The sequence below is a fragment of the Stieleria neptunia genome (genome assembly GCF_007754155.1).
GTDB classification, from domain to species: domain Bacteria; phylum Planctomycetota; class Planctomycetia; order Pirellulales; family Pirellulaceae; genus Stieleria; species Stieleria neptunia.
In genome coordinates, this window is sequence record NZ_CP037423.1 from 924551 (window position 1) to 942488 (window position 17938).

At 56.5% G+C, this 17938-nt stretch carries 16 protein-coding genes; 15 read left to right on the plus strand and 1 reads right to left on the minus strand.

Annotation, left to right across the window (positions count from 1 at the left end; all coding sequences use genetic code 11):
- Positions 1 to 115 precede the first annotated feature (115 nt).
- Positions 116 to 682, minus strand: coding sequence for an RDD family protein (locus tag Enr13x_RS03215; protein ID WP_145384663.1), 567 nt, complete (start codon positions 680 to 682; stop codon positions 116 to 118).
- 1402 nt (positions 683 to 2084) lie between these two features.
- Between Enr13x_RS03215 and Enr13x_RS03220 the strand changes: the two genes are divergently transcribed.
- The 15 genes from Enr13x_RS03220 to Enr13x_RS03290 all read left to right on the plus strand — a co-directional run bounded on the left by Enr13x_RS03220 (position 2085) and on the right by Enr13x_RS03290 (position 17817).
- Positions 2085 to 2267, plus strand: coding sequence for a hypothetical protein (locus Enr13x_RS03220; protein WP_145384664.1), 183 nt, complete (start codon positions 2085 to 2087; stop codon positions 2265 to 2267).
- Positions 2268 to 2581: 314 nt separating this feature from the next.
- A complete protein-coding gene (locus Enr13x_RS03225; protein ID WP_145384665.1) occupies positions 2582 to 2809 on the plus strand; it encodes a hypothetical protein in 228 nt (75 codons plus the stop codon).
- 145 nt (positions 2810 to 2954) lie between these two features.
- Entirely contained in the window at positions 2955 to 3446 is a 492-nt protein-coding gene (locus Enr13x_RS03230; RefSeq protein ID WP_145384666.1) for a hypothetical protein, read from the plus strand.
- A 147-nt stretch (positions 3447 to 3593) separates the two neighbouring features.
- Positions 3594 to 4595, plus strand: a complete 1002-nt coding sequence (locus Enr13x_RS03235) for an HIRAN domain-containing protein (RefSeq protein ID WP_145384667.1) — start codon at positions 3594 to 3596, stop codon at positions 4593 to 4595.
- A gap of 368 nt (positions 4596 to 4963) precedes the next feature.
- A complete protein-coding gene (locus Enr13x_RS03240) occupies positions 4964 to 8953 on the plus strand; it encodes an NACHT domain-containing protein (protein WP_197455748.1) in 3990 nt (1329 codons plus the stop codon).
- Positions 8954 to 8971: 18 nt separating this feature from the next.
- Positions 8972 to 9622, plus strand: a complete 651-nt coding sequence (locus tag Enr13x_RS03245) for a hypothetical protein (RefSeq protein ID WP_145384669.1) — start codon at positions 8972 to 8974, stop codon at positions 9620 to 9622.
- A gap of 331 nt (positions 9623 to 9953) precedes the next feature.
- A complete protein-coding gene (locus tag Enr13x_RS03250) occupies positions 9954 to 10604 on the plus strand; it encodes a hypothetical protein (RefSeq protein WP_145384670.1) in 651 nt (216 codons plus the stop codon).
- Positions 10604 to 11515 (plus strand): S1 family peptidase, encoded by a 912-nt coding sequence (locus tag Enr13x_RS03255; protein ID WP_145384671.1) that lies wholly within the window; start codon positions 10604 to 10606, stop codon positions 11513 to 11515. The genes Enr13x_RS03250 and Enr13x_RS03255 overlap by 1 nt, the downstream gene beginning before the upstream one ends.
- Before the next feature lie 230 nt (positions 11516 to 11745).
- Positions 11746 to 12018 carry a hypothetical protein gene (locus tag Enr13x_RS03260; protein ID WP_145384672.1) on the plus strand — a complete coding sequence of 91 codons (273 nt, stop codon included), beginning with the start codon at positions 11746 to 11748 and terminating at the stop codon, positions 12016 to 12018.
- Between the two features lie 4 nt (positions 12019 to 12022).
- The gene (locus Enr13x_RS03265) at positions 12023 to 12583 is read left to right on the plus strand and encodes a hypothetical protein (protein ID WP_145384673.1); all 561 of its coding nucleotides are present in this window, start codon (positions 12023 to 12025) and stop codon (positions 12581 to 12583) included.
- Entirely contained in the window at positions 12573 to 13670 is a 1098-nt protein-coding gene (locus Enr13x_RS03270) for a hypothetical protein (RefSeq protein WP_145384674.1), read from the plus strand. Before Enr13x_RS03265 ends, Enr13x_RS03270 begins: the two co-directional genes overlap by 11 nt.
- Positions 13667 to 15073, plus strand: a complete 1407-nt coding sequence (locus tag Enr13x_RS03275) for a hypothetical protein (RefSeq protein ID WP_145384675.1) — start codon at positions 13667 to 13669, stop codon at positions 15071 to 15073. Before Enr13x_RS03270 ends, Enr13x_RS03275 begins: the two co-directional genes overlap by 4 nt.
- 20 nt (positions 15074 to 15093) lie before the next feature.
- Positions 15094 to 15624, plus strand: coding sequence for a hypothetical protein (locus Enr13x_RS03280; protein ID WP_145384676.1), 531 nt, complete (start codon positions 15094 to 15096; stop codon positions 15622 to 15624).
- Positions 15614 to 17608 (plus strand): terminase gpA endonuclease subunit, encoded by a 1995-nt coding sequence (locus Enr13x_RS03285; RefSeq protein ID WP_197455749.1) that lies wholly within the window; start codon positions 15614 to 15616, stop codon positions 17606 to 17608. Before Enr13x_RS03280 ends, Enr13x_RS03285 begins: the two co-directional genes overlap by 11 nt.
- The gene (locus Enr13x_RS03290) at positions 17605 to 17817 is read left to right on the plus strand and encodes a hypothetical protein (protein ID WP_145384678.1); all 213 of its coding nucleotides are present in this window, start codon (positions 17605 to 17607) and stop codon (positions 17815 to 17817) included. The genes Enr13x_RS03285 and Enr13x_RS03290 overlap by 4 nt, the downstream gene beginning before the upstream one ends.
- Positions 17818 to 17938 lie beyond the last annotated feature (121 nt).

Below are 17938 nucleotides of genomic sequence, written 5' to 3' on the forward strand. Positions count from 1 at the left end.
GCTGGATGACATCCGTGGGTACGCGCTGCCATCGGTGGGTTCGACTCCATCATTCTGCCCCGAATCATTCTGCCATCCCTCCCCTGATTCCCACCGGATGGACCGGCCTCGATGGTCATGCCGTCCCGTCGTTGGGATCGTGCGGTCGGCAGACACGCGGGTAGGCAAGGTTCCATCCGGCTGCCGTGTATCGCGTCAGGTGCATCGGTGCGACTCCGATCGGATCGGCATCGTTACGAACGACGTAGGTACCCAGGTAACAATCTCGAAGCGATTGACGTTCGCTATCGGCCCCAATCCAGATCAAATCAAGAAACAGATTGAATGGCCCCAGAATCCACATCAACATTCTGGCCGTCATCCGAATCAGAGAGGGGCGTTCACCCTTCGTCGTCACAATCTTCAGCCCGCAAATGCGATAGCCGATCGTTCGAAATCGCGAGCGTTTCACCAGGGTCAAGTACATCCAATAAAAACCGATCCAGGCGATGAAAAAGAGTCCGCTTGGGTCAAACGCGGGGTCAAATTGAAAGGACACGAACCCAATGGCGATCCAAAGACCAACTCCGCCGACGAACAGAATCAAGGCATCGACAGCGATCGCAACAAATCGTCGAACCAGCCCCGCATAGTCGTCCATCGCAAAGTAGACGCCGTCACCGAGTGAGTTGTCGTGGTTCATTGGCGTTGCTCGAATGCAGGTGGTGGTGTTGCTTAGAATCTAACGATTACAGGATAATGTACGGAGGCCGCATCCGCCTCGGTGGCAAGACCAGCCCGCAACCATGCTCCATGAGGGATCGCCACACCCAGGGACACGCACCCAGGGACACGGCTCGTTTTCCGGCTGCATGTTTCTTGTCGATTTCGATCAAGAGTTTATCATTGCACGGAAATCTAGTGGGATAGGCTTCCAGCCTGTCGACGCTGGAATAACGTCGAACAACCCCGTCTAAGTCGCCTCGGCCGATGCAACCTCCGCGACCTCAGTTGTCAGTCTTTGTTGCTCGACTGGACAACGAACGATGGGCAAGACGATGGGGGCATAACGATCAGAGCCGAAAATTGTTTTGCCCCCATTGTTTTGCCGTTGCTCCGAGGATGGGGTAACAATCGTGCAATGGGACCAAATGGACACATAGGACACATAGGACGTATGGGTCCCATCTGTCCTATTGGTCCTATCGAATGAGGGACCCTTCGGCGCCGAAGTTTGACCAACCGAATTGACTTCTTCGGTCGCCTTCGTGCAGTCGGTCGTTCCCACCTCCGCGTTTTTCGAGGTCTGTGAATCTGCACCGGCCGCCGACACCGGTGCACGACTCGGTTTCCGTGCTTCTCTGGAACTTGATCCAAACGACTGCTGCTCAACGGATGTCGTTGCCCCATTCGATCTCAATCTTGTGAAATGTTTGTTTTCTGCTTGCCGAAGCAATCGAATTTACGTTTCAGAGGATGACCCACTCCATTCCGGGGCAATCTCCCAATTCTTCAAAGGATCAATCCATGAGACAGCAACGTCGTCGAGTCCGTAAGCGTGCCCTCAGGCCGGAGAACTTGGAACCGCGAATGCGATGAAGCAACGCGATGTGATCACGTCCACCTATCGATTTACCAGTGTCGCTGTCTCTCCGGACTCAAAGCTGCTGAGCGCGGGAACGCTCCACGAAGGAGCCTGCGGATTCCGTTTGACGCCACGTGTTGGTACGCATGCCAGCGGGAAGCGTGAGCGAGCGGCGCGTGGTGACGAGGGAGGGGAAGATGGCAGAAAAATGTGGGGCAGGAAAATGGGTGACAAGAAAATTTCCCCGATCCGATCCAGGCTCTTCAGGTCGCTCTTGCCCTATTTCTTGTCTCGTTTCGCACGCTGAACTTTTTCTGCCGGTCATTATTCTGTCATCCCAGCAGCGCAAACAGGGTCCACGCCGGGAGGGTTCTCTTTGCTTCTTGGGACGCGACTCTGGCAGGTGAAGTAAAACGCTCGATTCACCTTTCGACCTCCCCTCGCTTCGCTCGACCCTCCTGCCAGGAGGGTTGCTTTAAAAACTGCACGACCTCCGTCGTGGGTGGAGGTGGAGGCGGTTTTGTGTGGATTGTTGGGAGACTGGACCGGCGCCCTGCGGGACGCCCAGCGAAACGGAGTCGGACCTCGACACGTTCTCGATCTGGTCGACCACTACCACCGCCTCGGTTCCCGCGTGACCGCCGGAGCCCTCTACTGGCGACTCCGCCGCGCCCATCCGTCGCTACCGCCCACCGACGGTTGAAGGCACCGACGAACTCGCCCACGCCGAAGACGAAAGGCCAGCGACATGCTCGAACAACACCTCTTCCGCCAAGCCGGAGGAACCATCGCATTGGGTTCGGAAGTGGGATAGGCATCCTGCCTGTCAATCCACAGCCGACAGGCTGATCAGCCCCATCCGCTGGACCGCAAAAAAACAAAACCTGCTGGCACTCTGCATCAGCCGTGAAGAACCACGGCAGTTCACCATCGCCGGCATTCAATCCGTCGAGCTCATCGCCGCATCCGACGTCCTGATGGGTGATTCGGCGGTCGACGAATCGGAGTCAGCCCAAAGTGCTTGAAACGCATCGCATCGACCTGCAGATCATCAACGCGATCGAATCCATTGGCGATGGGGCAACCATTCCCGAAATTCATCGGCGGATCAACGAAACCGGAGCCGATCCGCTTTCGATCGACGCCGTCAAACGGCATCTGCCGGGATTAGGGCGGCTTTGTCGCGTCCGTGGAGTGCAGTCGTTTCGCGACGAGAGATTGGTGACAGTTTGGGTGACTGAATGAAGATCTCGTAACAGGTTTGCTCCCCGTGATAGATGGTGGTATATTCAATCCCCCAGTCGCGTGGGTGCCGAATGAAATGAACTTCAGCTGGCATTCCCTTCACGTGGTCTTGTCACATTTGTGCAACTTCTATCGGAGCGAAATTATGTCTCGTCGAACCGCATTGCTTTTGTCTTCAGCGTTTTTTCTCTTTACCGCTTCGATGGTTCACGCAGACGAAACCGCCGAAAAATGGATGAAGTATTTCGACGGTGATTGGGTTCGCGAAAGCAAGTTGTGGACCACTGAAGAAGGCTGGACCGAAGAGAAGGCGACTTGGACAGGGGAACTTGCGGCGGGCGGCCTCGCCCACATTTCGAGAGGAAAAGGCATTTGGGGTGAGTTCATGACGATCCTTGCTATCGAAGGTCATTCAGGCCAGTTCTTTGAATATGGTTCCGCAGCAAATGGGTATCGATGGAGGATCAATTTCACGGAGGTTAGCGACGACACACTGTCAGGCAAGCTGCTCGGTGCAACCGGTGAAGGCGAGATTTCCATTAAGAAAACTGGCAAAGACTCCTATGAGGCTAAATGGGAATTCAAACGTAAGGATGGTTCTGAAATGAAAGGAACCGCGAAGAACACACGCAAATAGCTTCCAGACTTCGTGACGTCCATCACAGATCATCATCGAGCCGAAAGTTCATGTGGAGTTGCGACGTGGGCCTAAAAAACCAAAACCCGATATCGTGATTTGCAATGAGGCAGAAGTCATTGCGGTCATCGAGCTCAAGTACACGCCTTGGAAACTGCCATCGTTTGCCAAAGATCTCACTACCCTCCGCATGCTTTCGCGTCCCAAAGCAAACAGCTTGTCAGAGAGGTGTTCGAGGAAGCCCTGGAAGACGGAATTCTGGAACCGAGGGAAGAACAACAGTTAAGCCAATTGGCGATCTCTCTGGGCGTTGAACTGGAGTTCGCAAAAGAGGATGAACTGCGAATCGCGGTCTGCCGTCTGGCCTATGAATTGGATTCGGGAAACTTTGTGCCGCAAGATGCTGGCTCCGCCCCTTTCAAGATGGGGGCGAAAGAGGAACTCTTGGCTCACTCCAAGGTGTACTGGCACGAGATCGTGACGCTCAAGCGGCCGGCTGGCATTCCGCTTGGCGGCGACAACTACCTGAAAGAAATCGGTTCTGGTGTAGCCTACCTGACCACGAAACAAGTCTCGATGGTCGGTGCGCTCCAGTCGAAGAAGTTCACGTTGTCATCGGTGCAGCGCGTGACCCGATACACCGATGGCGTCTTATTCAATCGTTCCTCCGGGAAAAGCGTCTTTGTCAAAATGCCAATGGATTCTGAGGCACCAGCGAGATTCGCGTTGATTGCCGAACACGCATGCAGCGGGGAACCGGTGCTCGGGTTCATGCCCTCGGCGGCATTCATTCCTAAGTCCGTCGCGGTCGATGCCAGCGCGACCGTTCCAAATCAGTCACAAAGGATCCAGCAGTCGGATGCAGATCCAAGATACACGTTCCGGGTCGTAGGCGACTTCGTCGGAAATCGCGAGTCCTACATCCGTAAGCTTCGTACGGGAGATCCGATTGTGCTCGTTCGGGAGCCAACAAACGAGCACGATCCGCACGCCGTCGCAGTCTACGATTCAGCAAGGCACCAACTCGGCTACCTCAAACGCGATGTCGCCTATTGGTTCTCTCCTCTTCTGGGTCGAAAGCCAGATGCAAAAGCTCAGGTGCACTGTTTTTCGTCGGAAGGATCTTTGATTGTGGGCGTTTATGTATGATCGGAGACAGACACTCGATTACAGAAGGTACCCGGCGACACTTGACACGTTGTCGCACTCACGATCGTTTAAAAGCGATTTCTGTCGATGAAGCCGGGACAATACTACAAGCATCCGGCGTCGGCCACCGGAGCCCGCACAAAGATGCAAACGCGTCTACACATTCGAGAACAGTTCGTGTTTTTCACGATCGGTCGTTTGTGTACTGGCGTGCCCGCAAAGGCGAAACAACAAGACCTCGTACGCCGCGGATGAGGTGGGGAGGGTTTTCGCGACTTGGGGACAATAAGTCCTGTTGGGTATGGGGCCCTAACCTCTCTCGACAATATAGAAAATCGATGCGAGGCCGCCCCCTTTACGCTCACCAATTGACAGCAACTGAAAACAATCAGAACATTTGCTGCGGTGACTGCGTTGAGATTGGCATTGCCGTGAAGACAAATAACACGATTGAGAATCAAAAACGCAGGGAAAACTGGACAATGTCGAGCGTGGGCGGATCTGCAAATATCAATGGAATTCTGTACCAAATTCTTGGCACACTTAACCAGACAGTGGCGTTGCGCTTCCATCCAACGCAATGCAGTGGAGACGACGTTGTTGAAGCCAGCCTGATCGTGGAGCCTGCCGATGGCGGAGATCTTCAGTATGAGTCTGGTGGAGAGCGTGTTGTCCAACAATGGAAAGCGAAAGCACGAGGAGGAACATGGTCGCTTAAGAAGGTCGTTGAAGAGGTGCTGCCAGATCTGTATCTCGCAGTTCCAGACGAAGAGCTGGATTGCAGTTGCCGCTACGAGTTCATCACCGAAGGACGGATTGGGAATTGGACTACAGCCTACGACTTCTTCAGCTCGCTTGACAGAAATCCTCCAGCTGATCGATTTGAAGAGTCGCTGGACGACAGCTCAAAGAATCACAAACGAGATGGCAAGAAAATATCGGACCTAGAGTTATTCCGCTGGGTCCTCAACGCTGTGCGCAAACGAGAAGGTGCCAGAGACGAGGAGATCGAACTAAGCAAGCGAAAAGTTTGGCATCTTCTTGGCCGATTCAGGATGCAAGAAAACGAAAACCATGAGCTACAAACTGCTAAGCTAAATCAATTCTTGATCCACCACGTTGAATTCGCAGAAGATGTTGACGCAAAACGACGTGAACTGTGCGGCGTGCTTCTAGATGCAGCGTCACAAGGTCCACAAGAGCTAAGTGCGGAATCACTTCTTCGGCGAGCAAGCATTCCGCTCTATTCCTTCCGAGATTGGGACAGGCTTCACACGAGGTTGAGCAAGCGTCTCACGGAGCAACTGAAAAAGGAAGGATACACAAGAGAATTGGACGTTCGCAAGCAAACGCCCAGCCTCCGAAACGAAATTTTTGTTACCGGCGATAGCGGACAAGGGAAAACCTGGTGGTTGGCGCGAGCTGCCAGCAATATGGCCGAGTCGGGAGCACTTGTCGTTTGGGTTCCTGCAGCCCGCGGCGGCAAGGATGTTGAGGCGTATGTCGTTCATGAGGTTTGGAATTATGGTCTACAACGTGACGCACCAATAGGTTTAGAGAGACTGGCAAACCGGAAGGAGCAAACACAGCCAGACGCTCCTTCGCCATGGTTAATCGTATGCATTGACGATATCAAATCAATCGCCGAAGCAAACTCGCTGCTTTATCTCGATTGGGACAGATGGGGAATACAGCTGCGAATGACAGCGCCTCTTAAGCTTGCAACTGACCTTTCCCTAACACAGCTCCAGCCAATCGTAACCGTCCCAAACTTTAGCTATTCCGAGCTTCGTGACTACTTGACGGAACGCGGGGTGGGTTGGACGACGGTACCTAGTGATGTGCGGGAATTAATTCGACGGCCGGTATTGTCGAAGATATTCGTCAATATTGCCTGCACCGAGGCGGAATTCAGGCCACGAAACGAATACGACCTCGTGGAAGCGGCATGGCAACGTGTCTCAAGCCCAATCGCGCAGGCGTTGCTAACGAGGACAGCGGGAAGACTATACAAGGATACGCAGGAGTATCCATGGCAACTGAGATCCGTGTTGGAATCCGGGTTTGCGCCCGGACTGGTCGAGCAATTGATCACAGAAGGGTGGCTGAAGTACACCGACTCAACCCATATTGCGTTCTGGCATCCACGGTTCCTTTGCTGGGCATACGCTACCTATCTTTTCCAAGAATTCCGCAATAGGAAGCTTTCGATTGACGAGCTGATCGAGGAAACTCGAGCATGCGTGCAAGGCAACCGTCAAACGCGGCAATTATCACTAGGTTACGTACCCATGGACCTGCTCTGGCAAATGTCAGGAGCTGAGAAGAACAGCGATTGCTGGAAACTAGTCGAGGCGTTGGAAACCTCTAATGGACTAGGCCACGACGGCGAAACGTTGTACCGGCATCTGCTTGCGAGTCTAGGAGAACGCGCAATCAATCCAATCGTTCGGCGAGTGCAAAACATTGAACATCTTCAGCACAGCGCGATCCCGAGCCGTGCGGCCGAGGCTTTATCAATCATTGGACGCAATCATCCTGAACTGATTGCTGACACTGCGCGCGACTGCCTTCAATCTGGCAATGAAGCCATGATCGAATTGGGGCTGCAGCTTGCAGTGCACTTTCCGTCGTCTGCCAATGTAGGCCGGATCTGGACCGTCTATTGTTCACGCATCTTGGCCAGAAAGGAGAACGCAACCGACTACTCGGCGCAAGAACGAGCGTGCTCGGCGTTTGAAGCTGTCGTCGCAAACGACCTTGAATGGCTGAGAACGCAGTTGCACGAGTCCGATCCCAACGACGAGTGTTTTAGGTTTCTCGTATTTGCACTCGGCAACTTAGATTTGTCGGCGGCAGCTGAGGTATGGGATGCAACCAAAGAACGGTTGCTAAGCGAGATATTGCCATCTGATCGACGGTGCATGATTGGATGCATTACGAGCCACGACGATGCCACCGGATTTCCGATTCTACAGCAATGGGCGGATGTGGAGGAAGACTTCGTTGGCGTGACGGCCCTGCAAGCTCTCGCACATCGTGATCCTTCTAAGGCTCTGGAGGCCCTAGGTCGCGTTCCGCTTCGACAACTTGCCCTCTACGCGGGTTCCATCGGGCAATCGCTGTTTGCCGAGATACCCGACCAGACTTGCACGGATGTGCTCACTCTAATCACGAATGGCATGTCGGAGAAAACGACCTACATAAGACTCGCAGCTTCGCAAGGTGACCGCATCTCCTCTCAGGTAGCAGAAGCCGTTTTAGATCTACTTGACACATCGCTTGGAGAATATCTCGAATCAGATAAATCGCGGAATGCCAGCACACCTTGGCGTGAAATGGACATGGTAGACAAGCTTCACGGTCGCGTCATTCTAGAAGCTCTACGTAAACGACGAGGCACCAGCCTTGAAACCAGACTACTGGCGTTCTCCGAACCTCGTGTAAATCGAGACTCGGAGTTTGTTGACTGCCAATTTGAGCTGGCAACAAGCTTGCTGAGGCGAATTGCCGGCACTGGCTTTACCAAGCTGGTGAACGCGATGATTTCTTCGCCATGTCGACACACACGACTGAAAGGATGTGAACTCGCTATCGTGAGGCCTGACGCTACAACTCGAGAAGCCTTGGCTGCAGAGTCTATTAGTGACGTAATGTGGGACACTGGATCCAGTGATACCAATCTAACTCAGATGCGGTCTATCGATAGTCTCGCGGCCATCGGCGAAGACGCGGCAGTGGTAAACGGGATACTTAAATGGGGACTCAGAGTTTCACCATACATTGGTGATTTTCGGGCACGCCAAGAACCGATGTCCGATCAAGACATTGCAGCAGCTGTTAAGGTTTTCCAGGAAGCAGATGCCCCTTCCTTTACGAATGCAATACTGGCAATCGGACAAAGCGGCAGGCAAGAGTATCGAGAGAGGATTGAAGACACCCTCCTAAAGTGCAGTCCTGACGATGAACTTAGCCAATACTGCTTGTTAGCACTGGAGAACCTTCCGGGCGACTGCAATCGGACGCTTGGCAGACTTGTCGAACAGTTTCATTCTGGTCATTTCAAGTACGCGGTGTTGAAGGCGTTATCACGATGTAAGCTTCCAGGCGAGACCTTATTGCAACTACTACCCGACGATGGTCAGCTCGATGAGATGGATCAGCGACTCGTCAGGTACCTCGTGTCCAAGGGGGTCCCTCGGGCCAAGATTGAAATCCATATTGAAAATCTGGTCAGCAGCAGTGGTAGCACGATGCACGACATTGTCGCTCTCCTTGATCCCTCGGAACACAGGCATCAAGAATTGCTTTGGGAGAGAATGCTCGACCACGACCAAACGGTTCACCACGTTGGCTAAAGGGCGCAGGCGATTAGGATGCTGGGCACGACGGCACCCGACGCTGCTTTCGAAATTGGAATTAGCACACTCGGTTCTGATCGCCGTGATCGCAATTCAATTTCCCTGGTGCTTCTCGATCTTGATCCGAGCAGAGCAGTCGCAGAGCTTATCGCTGTCGCGTGCTCGACATACGAGAAGACGATTTCTAGCGAGATCGCACGCGCCTTTCGAGAAAAAGCCGACCCAAGCATGCTGAGTGAAGAACTTGGAAAAGCCCTACATTCGAGCGACAGTAAACGGCGACGAGTTGCTTCCTTTTTGGCGTCGTTTTGCGGGAGCGGAATTTGCGATGAACAGCTTCGATCCATAGCCTTCAGTGACCGCAACTGGACGGTATGTGCCGAAGCGCAGGCCGCAATCCGAAGTCGTCAACGAGAATCCGAGGCGATTGAGCTGTGTGTAACAGTTGCAAATCTGCAGCCGTGTGAAGTCTGGGGGACGATCGACTGCATACTTGGACTCACAGACCCCGGCGTGTTGACGCTACCAAACGACCCTATTGGTTTTGTTGCTGTGCTCTCGGAACAGCCGTATGCTGTAAGAAGGCGCACCTACGAATCAATAAGAAAACTGAAAAAGAAGGTCAACGACGATATGAAGTCATTGGCTGGGAAGTGGAAGGACTAGGCACAACGTTTCGGCCCGGTGTCGACACGAGACATCTCGTTGCTATCTTGGCGGATCAAGCAAACGGTCTCCATTGCGCCGAGCCAGAGTTTTTGTTGGTAGCCGACTCATTTACTCGCACCGAAGGCCGACACCGGTCCACTTCCAGGTTCACCTGCTTCTATGGGATTTGCTCCAAACGACTGCTGTTCAACAGATGTAATTGCTAGGCCGTTATGTCTACCAAAATCCCTCTCCGCTTGCTGACGCGGAGGGGGCGTGGTGGGGTCTGTAGGATTCGGGAGATGTGGACTTTGGTAAGCCTCTCTCTTTGAATCTTCAGGCCAATCTTATGCGTCGGGCTCTCTGCGGTGTCCTGCTTGTCGTTGTCTTCCTCTGTGCCGTCGGGTTCTCCGATGGGCCGATCAGGCGACTGCTGTTTCGTAACGCGTCTGTTTCACGGCAGGTCGAACGGAATGTTTGTACCGGACCGAATTGTGCGAATACCCCGGCGGCACAATTGACGGAAACGTCGCCGTGGGTTGTCGGCGAGTCGGTGTCCGCGATCGCGGGTCCCGTGGTGTTTGCTCCGCCATCGCCGCCGGTGGTTTCGCGGAATCGAACGGTGGCGTTTGCAGCGCCGCCGGCGGGCTCGATGCCGTTTGATGCGGCGGAGAATTTGATCGAGACCGAAGCGTCGGACGGATTTCGGCGGGCGGTGATCAAGGCGTCTCGGGAGGCCCGACGGAGCGGGATGATCACGGTGCGTGACGCCGCGTTGCTTCGCGTCGCTTTGATTTCTCCGTCGTTTCGGCAGGCCGCCGAGGATCTGGCGGTCACGCAGATGGCGTTCTCCGGGGATCCCGCGGTGGACGAGCTGCCTCGCAAGACCAGCGGTGAGATCGATCGCACCGCGATCGACTGGGAAGGCTTTGGGGCGTTCATGAAGGTGTTCATCCCGCTGCTGGTCGAGTTGTTGATCGCCGTCGGCGTCGGAGCGTGATGATGACAGAGACGCTCACTCTACCCGCCGACGTCGATCAGGCGTCGTATTCCAACGAACCGCTCGGTCCGTCCAGCCAGGGTTGCTGCAAGGTCAGCAACGGGAACGTTTGCGGCTCGGGATCCCTGGTCGGTGTTCGCAACGGCCGATCACTGATTCTGACCAATGCCCACGTCGCCGGCACGAAGCTGGGAAAGTCGATGCGGTGCACGTTTCCGCACGCCAATAACAAGACCGTGACCGCCACCGTGATCATGGCGGCTTACTCGGACCGGATCATGATGGATTGGGCCGTGCTGGAAGCGGATCGCAAGCTGGATCTGCCGCACGTCAAACTGCAGAACCAGGTCCCCGAAGGCGAACACTACACCGGCGGGTACCCACGCTGTCGCGGACCGTATTACCAGCGGCTCAACACGACGCGGATTACGCACAACGGAACCGTGTGGCGCTGGCAACCGATCAGCATCGGCGGACAGTCGGGAAGCGGTGTCCACAGCGCCCGCGACAACCTGCAGTACGGATTGCTGACCTGGTCGTGGGGCGGTGATGGTGCCGGACAGACGATGCGCTCTGTTTGGCTGCAGTATGCCAACCGCGCGGCCGTCGGATTCCCGCGACCGCTTGATCTGGTCGAGCTGAGTGATCGTGCCGAGGATCTGGAGGAAGGGTTCTTTCAGCAGACGAATATCACGACGCTGCCGATTTGGGATCACTTGGATGACGGCGGTGACGATGATCAGCCGGAGGATCCGGAGCCGAATCCGGAGTTGGCGGAGTTCATGATCCGGCAACTCGGTGAGTGGCAGGCGGAGGTTTCGAATGCGATGGAAAGGGTTCGGAAGTTCTTGCCGGAGGGTGATGGGGACGACGGTGGTGGGAACGATACTGGGCCGTTGTTTGGATTGTAGATGTTAGCGGCGTGTGGGATAGGCTTCTAGCCTGTCATTCGGATTTGACAGGCTGGAAGCCTATCCCACTGTTTGCAGACACTCGCCACTGGCTTACGCCACGTGCTGGGATGGGCGAGTGGCGGGTGGATGGATCGGAGATTCACTGTTCGACCTCCCCTCGCTTCGCTCGACCCTCCTGCCAGGAGGGTGGCTTACTTAATACGACGAATGCTGCAGGGGGCAGAACAATGATCAGCGAAAATGAACCACCCACTGGCTGGCATTGGGTTGCGGTCACGCTGGCCGGGGCGGTCGCCGTGCTGTGGCGTGTCATCGTGTCGTTCGTCAAATCCGATATGCAGAAGACTCAACGCGAGCATTCATCCGCAATCGCGGAACTGAAGTCCAGCAACGCCGAATTGAGAACTCGATCCGATGCCTGCGAAGAAGATCGTGCCAACATTCGCGTCGAACTGGCGACGGTGAAAACGGAGTTGGACATCATCAAGTCGCGAGAGTGAAGGGATGAGCAAATCACTGAAAACCGCGATCCAATCGGTTCCCGATTGGCGGTCCATGACGCCGGCGGATCTGCTGGCGGCGCTGAACGCGGTGAAGCACGAAAAGAAACCCGAGAGCGATCGTCGTTGGTCGATCGCCGGAATCTCGCGGGTGTTTGGGGCGGAGGTCGGTGAAGCGGTCTACCAGGCAATCCTGGCGGCGGGACTGACCGGCAACGCGGCCAGGTTCGCTGCGCTGGGACTGGACGCGACCGATCCGCAGTGGCTGGCGATGGCGGACCAATTGATCGCCGCGCCGGAATTGGCAAAGCTCCCGGACGCGACGAAGCAGCAGCTGAAATGGATCGGCCACACGGAAAGCCGATTGTGGAGCGATCCGATCACGCGCGACGACGTGCAAACCGCACAAGCTGATTTGATTGCCGCCGAAGCCCGTTACGCGGCCTACGCATCGATCGTCGCCAGGGCAAACGCGGCAGTTGGCGTTGCCGAACTGGCCCTGAAGGCGAACGCGACTCCGGCCAAGATTAGGTCCGACGCGGAGGCCGCTTGGAATGCCGTTTGAGGCAAAAATCAACTTTCGAGAAACGGCCGGCCACGCGACCGATGACGCCGGCGAAACGTTTTGCTTGGGTTCCGATTACTTGTCGATCGATGCCTATCCCGTTTCGCGCGCCGGGCTGACGTTCGGTCACGAGGACAGCGGCGGAGTCTACACCACGACGCGACAGGGTTCCGACCTGGCAAGCCCGTACAACGCCGATCCGAACACGGCCGGCAGTGTGCGCTACAACTCGGGGAATTTCTTCGATTCGTTTCGACTGGACCTGCCCCACGCGGGTGTGTTCGCGATTCGCATCATTGCTGCCCGCCCCGACCTCGCATTCACCGACGGCTATTTCCGCCTGTACGACGGCGAGACGCTGGTGTACTCCGTGCCGACGACACTGGCGAACCACACGGTCGGCAACGTCACCGACCTGATGGGCCGGGAAGTGCATCATGCGACTGCGTCGGCAGCCGGCGGATTTAACGGATCGGTCTATGTTCACGACTTTGCCTCGACCACGATGCGATTGGTGGCGACCACGGACGACTACCTGTCCTACGTCGAGGTGATCGAGCAGGCGTATCGCCCGGCCATCAAGGTGGGGCCTCCCGACGCCAACCGCAACGACTTTGGCGGCGACGTCGGTTACCGGTTCACTCCGGCGCGTGACATCACCGTAACACATCTGGGACGGCCGACCGATGCAGTCGCTGGGATGTCGCAGAATCACAACATCATGGTCTGGCGCGACAGCGACTTGGCGCAGGTCGCCTCTTGCACCGTGACACCCGCCAGCACGCTGTTGAATGGACACTACATCGAGCCCTGCCCGCCGGTGACGTTGACGGCCGGCACCGCGTACCGGGTGTCCAGCTCGGAATTCGTGGGCGGCGACAAATGGATCAACGACTACGCCGTAGCCGATTATGACACGTCGATGCTGTCGATCACCGGGCGGTGCTACACGGTCACCCAAGGGAGTTTCCCGAGTGTTGGCGGAGGCGTGCCCGGCTGGGGCTACGTTCACCAGAATTTGTATGAAACGATCGGCGACAGCAGTGCGCCCTCGCCGTTACTGAACATGGTGAGGCAGCACGGATGAGGCAAGTCACCCACGGAAGTGCCGACCAATCGGTCTACCTGCAGTTCCTGGACACGGACGGCCTGGCGTTGAATCCGGTACCGACGTCCGCGTCGACGGGAATTGAGATTTGGTACCGGCGTCAGGGCGGACTGAAGGTCACGCTGGCGCTGTCGGACCTGTCAGCGGTCGATGACGCCCACAGCGACGGCGGGATGCTGCACATTTCCGACGGGATCGTGCGCGTCGATGTGCCCGACGCGGCGTTCGCCGCGGGCGCGTCCGAAGTCCTGTTCGGCGGATCGATCGACGGCGGGGTGGTCGTCAAGGAGACGATCGGGCTGATCGGTCACGACAACCAATCCGTTTACGTGCCATCCATCGCATCAAACATGCGGGGCACCGACGGCGCGGCACTGGCGGCCGAATGGACGGCAACGCGTGCCGCGTACATCGACCACCTGTCAGCCGGCCCGATCGCGACGCAAGCCAGCGTGGACAACATCCAAAACTCGGTGCGGTCTTCGTTGGTCGTTCCGAAAGAGTATCCATTGCCTGAGAGCGGAACCCAGCGATTCCGAATCGATTTGATGATCTACTCGCGCGATGATGTGGGGATGGAGGACCCTGATGGGAACCTTGTGACGATCAGTGCAAAGAACGCGGCAGGCGTCGATCGCTCGGGAAATCTTTACACGGCCGCGACGGGCGGCTTTCCGACGTCCTTCATGGCCCGCGACGGTGTCGGCCAATTCCACGCCTATTACGAGGTCGACAGCGCCGACCCTGTGGAGCAGCTGAATTTCAAGGTCGATTTCAGCGAAGGCGGCAATCCGATGGTCGATGGGAATTCGACCGTGATTGTCGCGGTGCCCGGTGGCGACGGCACGACGGTCAGCGGGTTCGACATCGCAGCCCTAAAACAGCTATTCAACGTCAACGTCGATGAAACGGCGATTGCGGGATCGGTCGTCCAAGCGTCACAGGGGGCTGCCGGCGGGGACGTCAGCGTCGATTCCTTTACGGCGAGCGCACTGCAGCAACTGTCGGCCGTCAAAGTCGTGTTGATGTCGCTGCTGGATCCGAAATCCAAGACGCTGGTCCTGGTGCAAAACAAGGACTACACATCGACGTCCGCGATCGGTCCAGTACGGATCCAGATCACGCAGGCCAGCGTGTCAAAAAGTGACACGGTTCGATTGGGATGGACGCTATCCAGCGGCGAAACCGGAGAAGCAACGGGGACCGTCGTTGATGATGCAGGCACACTCTACGGCGAAGTCGAACTGACGAAGGAGTCGCACACGAATTTGCCGGCGGACAACTACGGCAAATACGAATTCGAGCACATCAACGGGTCGGGTGAAGTGTCGCCGCTATTGGCGGATCAGCGACTGATCATCCTTGCATCCCACCCGAATTGATCCCAGGCAGCGAATGATGGATGTCAGACCACGATCATCAACCCGTTCTTGCGGAGACGATTTCGGATGCTGCCAAGGCGATCGGCGTTCATGAACGAACGCTCAAGAGCTGGCTGGCCGAGGACGCGCCGCCGAAAACCGACGCCGGTTACGACGTCGATGCGATCAAGGCATGGAGGAAACTGAACCGCAAATCATCGCAATTCGAGTTTGACGATCCGGAGGAGTTCAAGCTTCGTATGGCGAAGGCGAAGCTGAAGGAGCAAGAGGGCAAGGCCGACAAGGTCTGCTCTGAAGCGGTCATCACGGAATTCAAACGGCAGTTGATGTCCGAAGGTCTCGTGCACAAATCTGCCGTGAACAACTACTTGGCGAGGGTTTTGTCGACGTGCCGCAATCAGATCCAAAAAATCCCCGCTCAATTGGCCGCCGGCTATGCCCCTGAAATCCAACGGGAACTGGAACGCGATTGTTCTCAGCGCATCGATATTGTTCTGCGTGCTCTGCGGACCCAGCTCGCCGATCTTCGCGAGATCGAACATGACGATTGAAGTCGAACCGTTCGTGCCCGATGACCGGACACTCGACTGCATCCTGCCCGTCGAGCCGATCAATACGTGGGAGTGGATGAAGGAGAACAGTTACACCAAAAAGGGCATCCCGTTCAACTATTTTGACTATCCATGGGTGCAGGGGATCGCGGAGGCATGGGACAACCCCAACGTCAAACGAATCTTCTTCATGGCCGGCAGCCGGCTGGGGAAGACCGAAGACGGATTGTCGTTCATGCACGCGGCGCAGGACCACAATCCAGACGTCGGGATGATCATCGGCCCGGACCAGAAAATCGTGGAAGAAACGATCGGGGACCGGTTTTGGCCGATGCTGGAGAAGTCGCCCAAAACCCGCGGGTTGTGTCCGCACGTGGCGCGGCGTGCCAAGCAGAAGGTCAAGACATCGACCTTCACGATCTACGGCGCGTGGTCGGGATCCGCGTCGACGCTCGGCGACAAGGACCCGCGTTACATCGCGATGTTCGAAGTCGACAAGTACACCAAGGACAAATCGGAAGAGGCCGACCCGTTCCTGTTGGCGATGGCGCGTGGCGAAGAGATCCCGGATCGGAAACTGTATGCCGAGTCGACGCCGACGATCGAGGGTCAATCACGGATCGGCAAACACGTTGCGATGGCGACCAATCGCCGCTTTCATGTTCCCTGTCCGCACTGCGGCCATCACCAGGAATTGGTCTGGAACGAGGGCACCGACCGCTCGGCCGGCGGCTTGTGGTGGGACCGTGACGAAAACGGGGATTCCAACCCGAACACGGCTGCAAGAACAGCGGTGTACGTCTGCGAAGAATGCGGCAATGACATCCGCGAGGAACAGCGCCGGGAAATGATTCGCAAGGGCGTCTGGTGCGCCGAAGGCCAGTACGTCGATTCATCGGGCGAACTTGTCGGGACTCCGACCAACGACGGGCCCGACGAATCGTTTCAGCTTTCCCGGTTGTACGGTCCGACGTTTTCGTTTTCCGACAACGCGCGGGCGTACGTCGAATCGCGGGGCGATTCAGAATCCGAACGGTCGTTCGAGAACAATTCGCGGGGAATGCCCTGGGTTCCGCTGGTGGTTCAGATGAAGTCGGAGGAGTTGGCCCAGCGACTGTGTGTCGGCGACTGGGATGTAGGAACGGTACCGAAGCCGGTGGTGTTCGTCACGACTGCGGTCGATGTCCAGCTGGACCATTTTGTCGTGGGCACCTTCGGTTGGGACCGGGGCAAAATCGGCTACCTGATTCAGCACGGAACGGTGCCAAGCTGGAACGACGTGGCGATGTGGCTGCAGACGCCATGGCCGCACGAAGACGGCCATCCGATCTACAGCCTGATGAACCTGATCGATTCCAAGGACGGGAACCGTCAAGAAGAAGTGTTTTCGTTTTGCATGTCAGTGAACCAACCCCGTTCGCCCTGGGTTTGGCCGTTGGAGGGAGCCCGGTACGGGAACATGGGGATCAAGATGTTCGGCAAGCGGGAGCTTGAGAATCGGTTCGGCGGAAGCAACTCCAAGAACCCGAACGAGATTTCGGGGCTGCAGTGCATCCAGGTCAACACGATGGTGACGCAAAACTGGCTGGACAACGCGATGGTCCGCCGGCTGCCGGGCGACCCGATGTCGATCATGCTGCCACGTCAGATCGTCGGCGACCTGGACTTGTTCGATCAACTGCTCAACGAACGCTACAACCCACTCGAAGGCAAGCACGTCCGGATCGACGAATCCACGATCCCCGTCGATTTCCGCGACGTCTTCCGCTACGCGCGGACCGCGGCCGAAGTCTTCACCAACAGCAAATGGGAACGCCAGCCCAATGAACGCCGCTTCCCGGCCGAGAACCGCGACCAACGGCTGCAACGCCAAACCAAGCTCGCGTCCTCCCCAAAGCAGCAACCCGCCACGAAGCCGTCCTCGGGCGGTTTCGTCCGCAAGCCAAACACTCAAGGCCGATTCATCCGGAGGCGACGATCATGAGCGACGACCTGTGTCCAGTCTGTCAAAAAGGAACCCTGCGAGTCGAAACGACCCGCGTCAACCGCAAGTTCAACACCCGAACGCGGTACTACCGCTGCGGAAACTGTGGCTACCGGCCGGAAAGAAAGAGCGTGGTGTCGCTCGACGCTGCGCCGGTTCGAATTGCGATGAAACGTGCATGGCTGGGACGGCAAAGTAAGTTGCCATAAGCTTTAGAAGTCGCAAACTGGCCACGATGTGGATCAATGAAGAACAACGAGACTTGACCTGCAACAGAGTATTCAGATCCTTATTTCTCCTCTACCTGTGGACCTGCACGTGCGGTCGTGG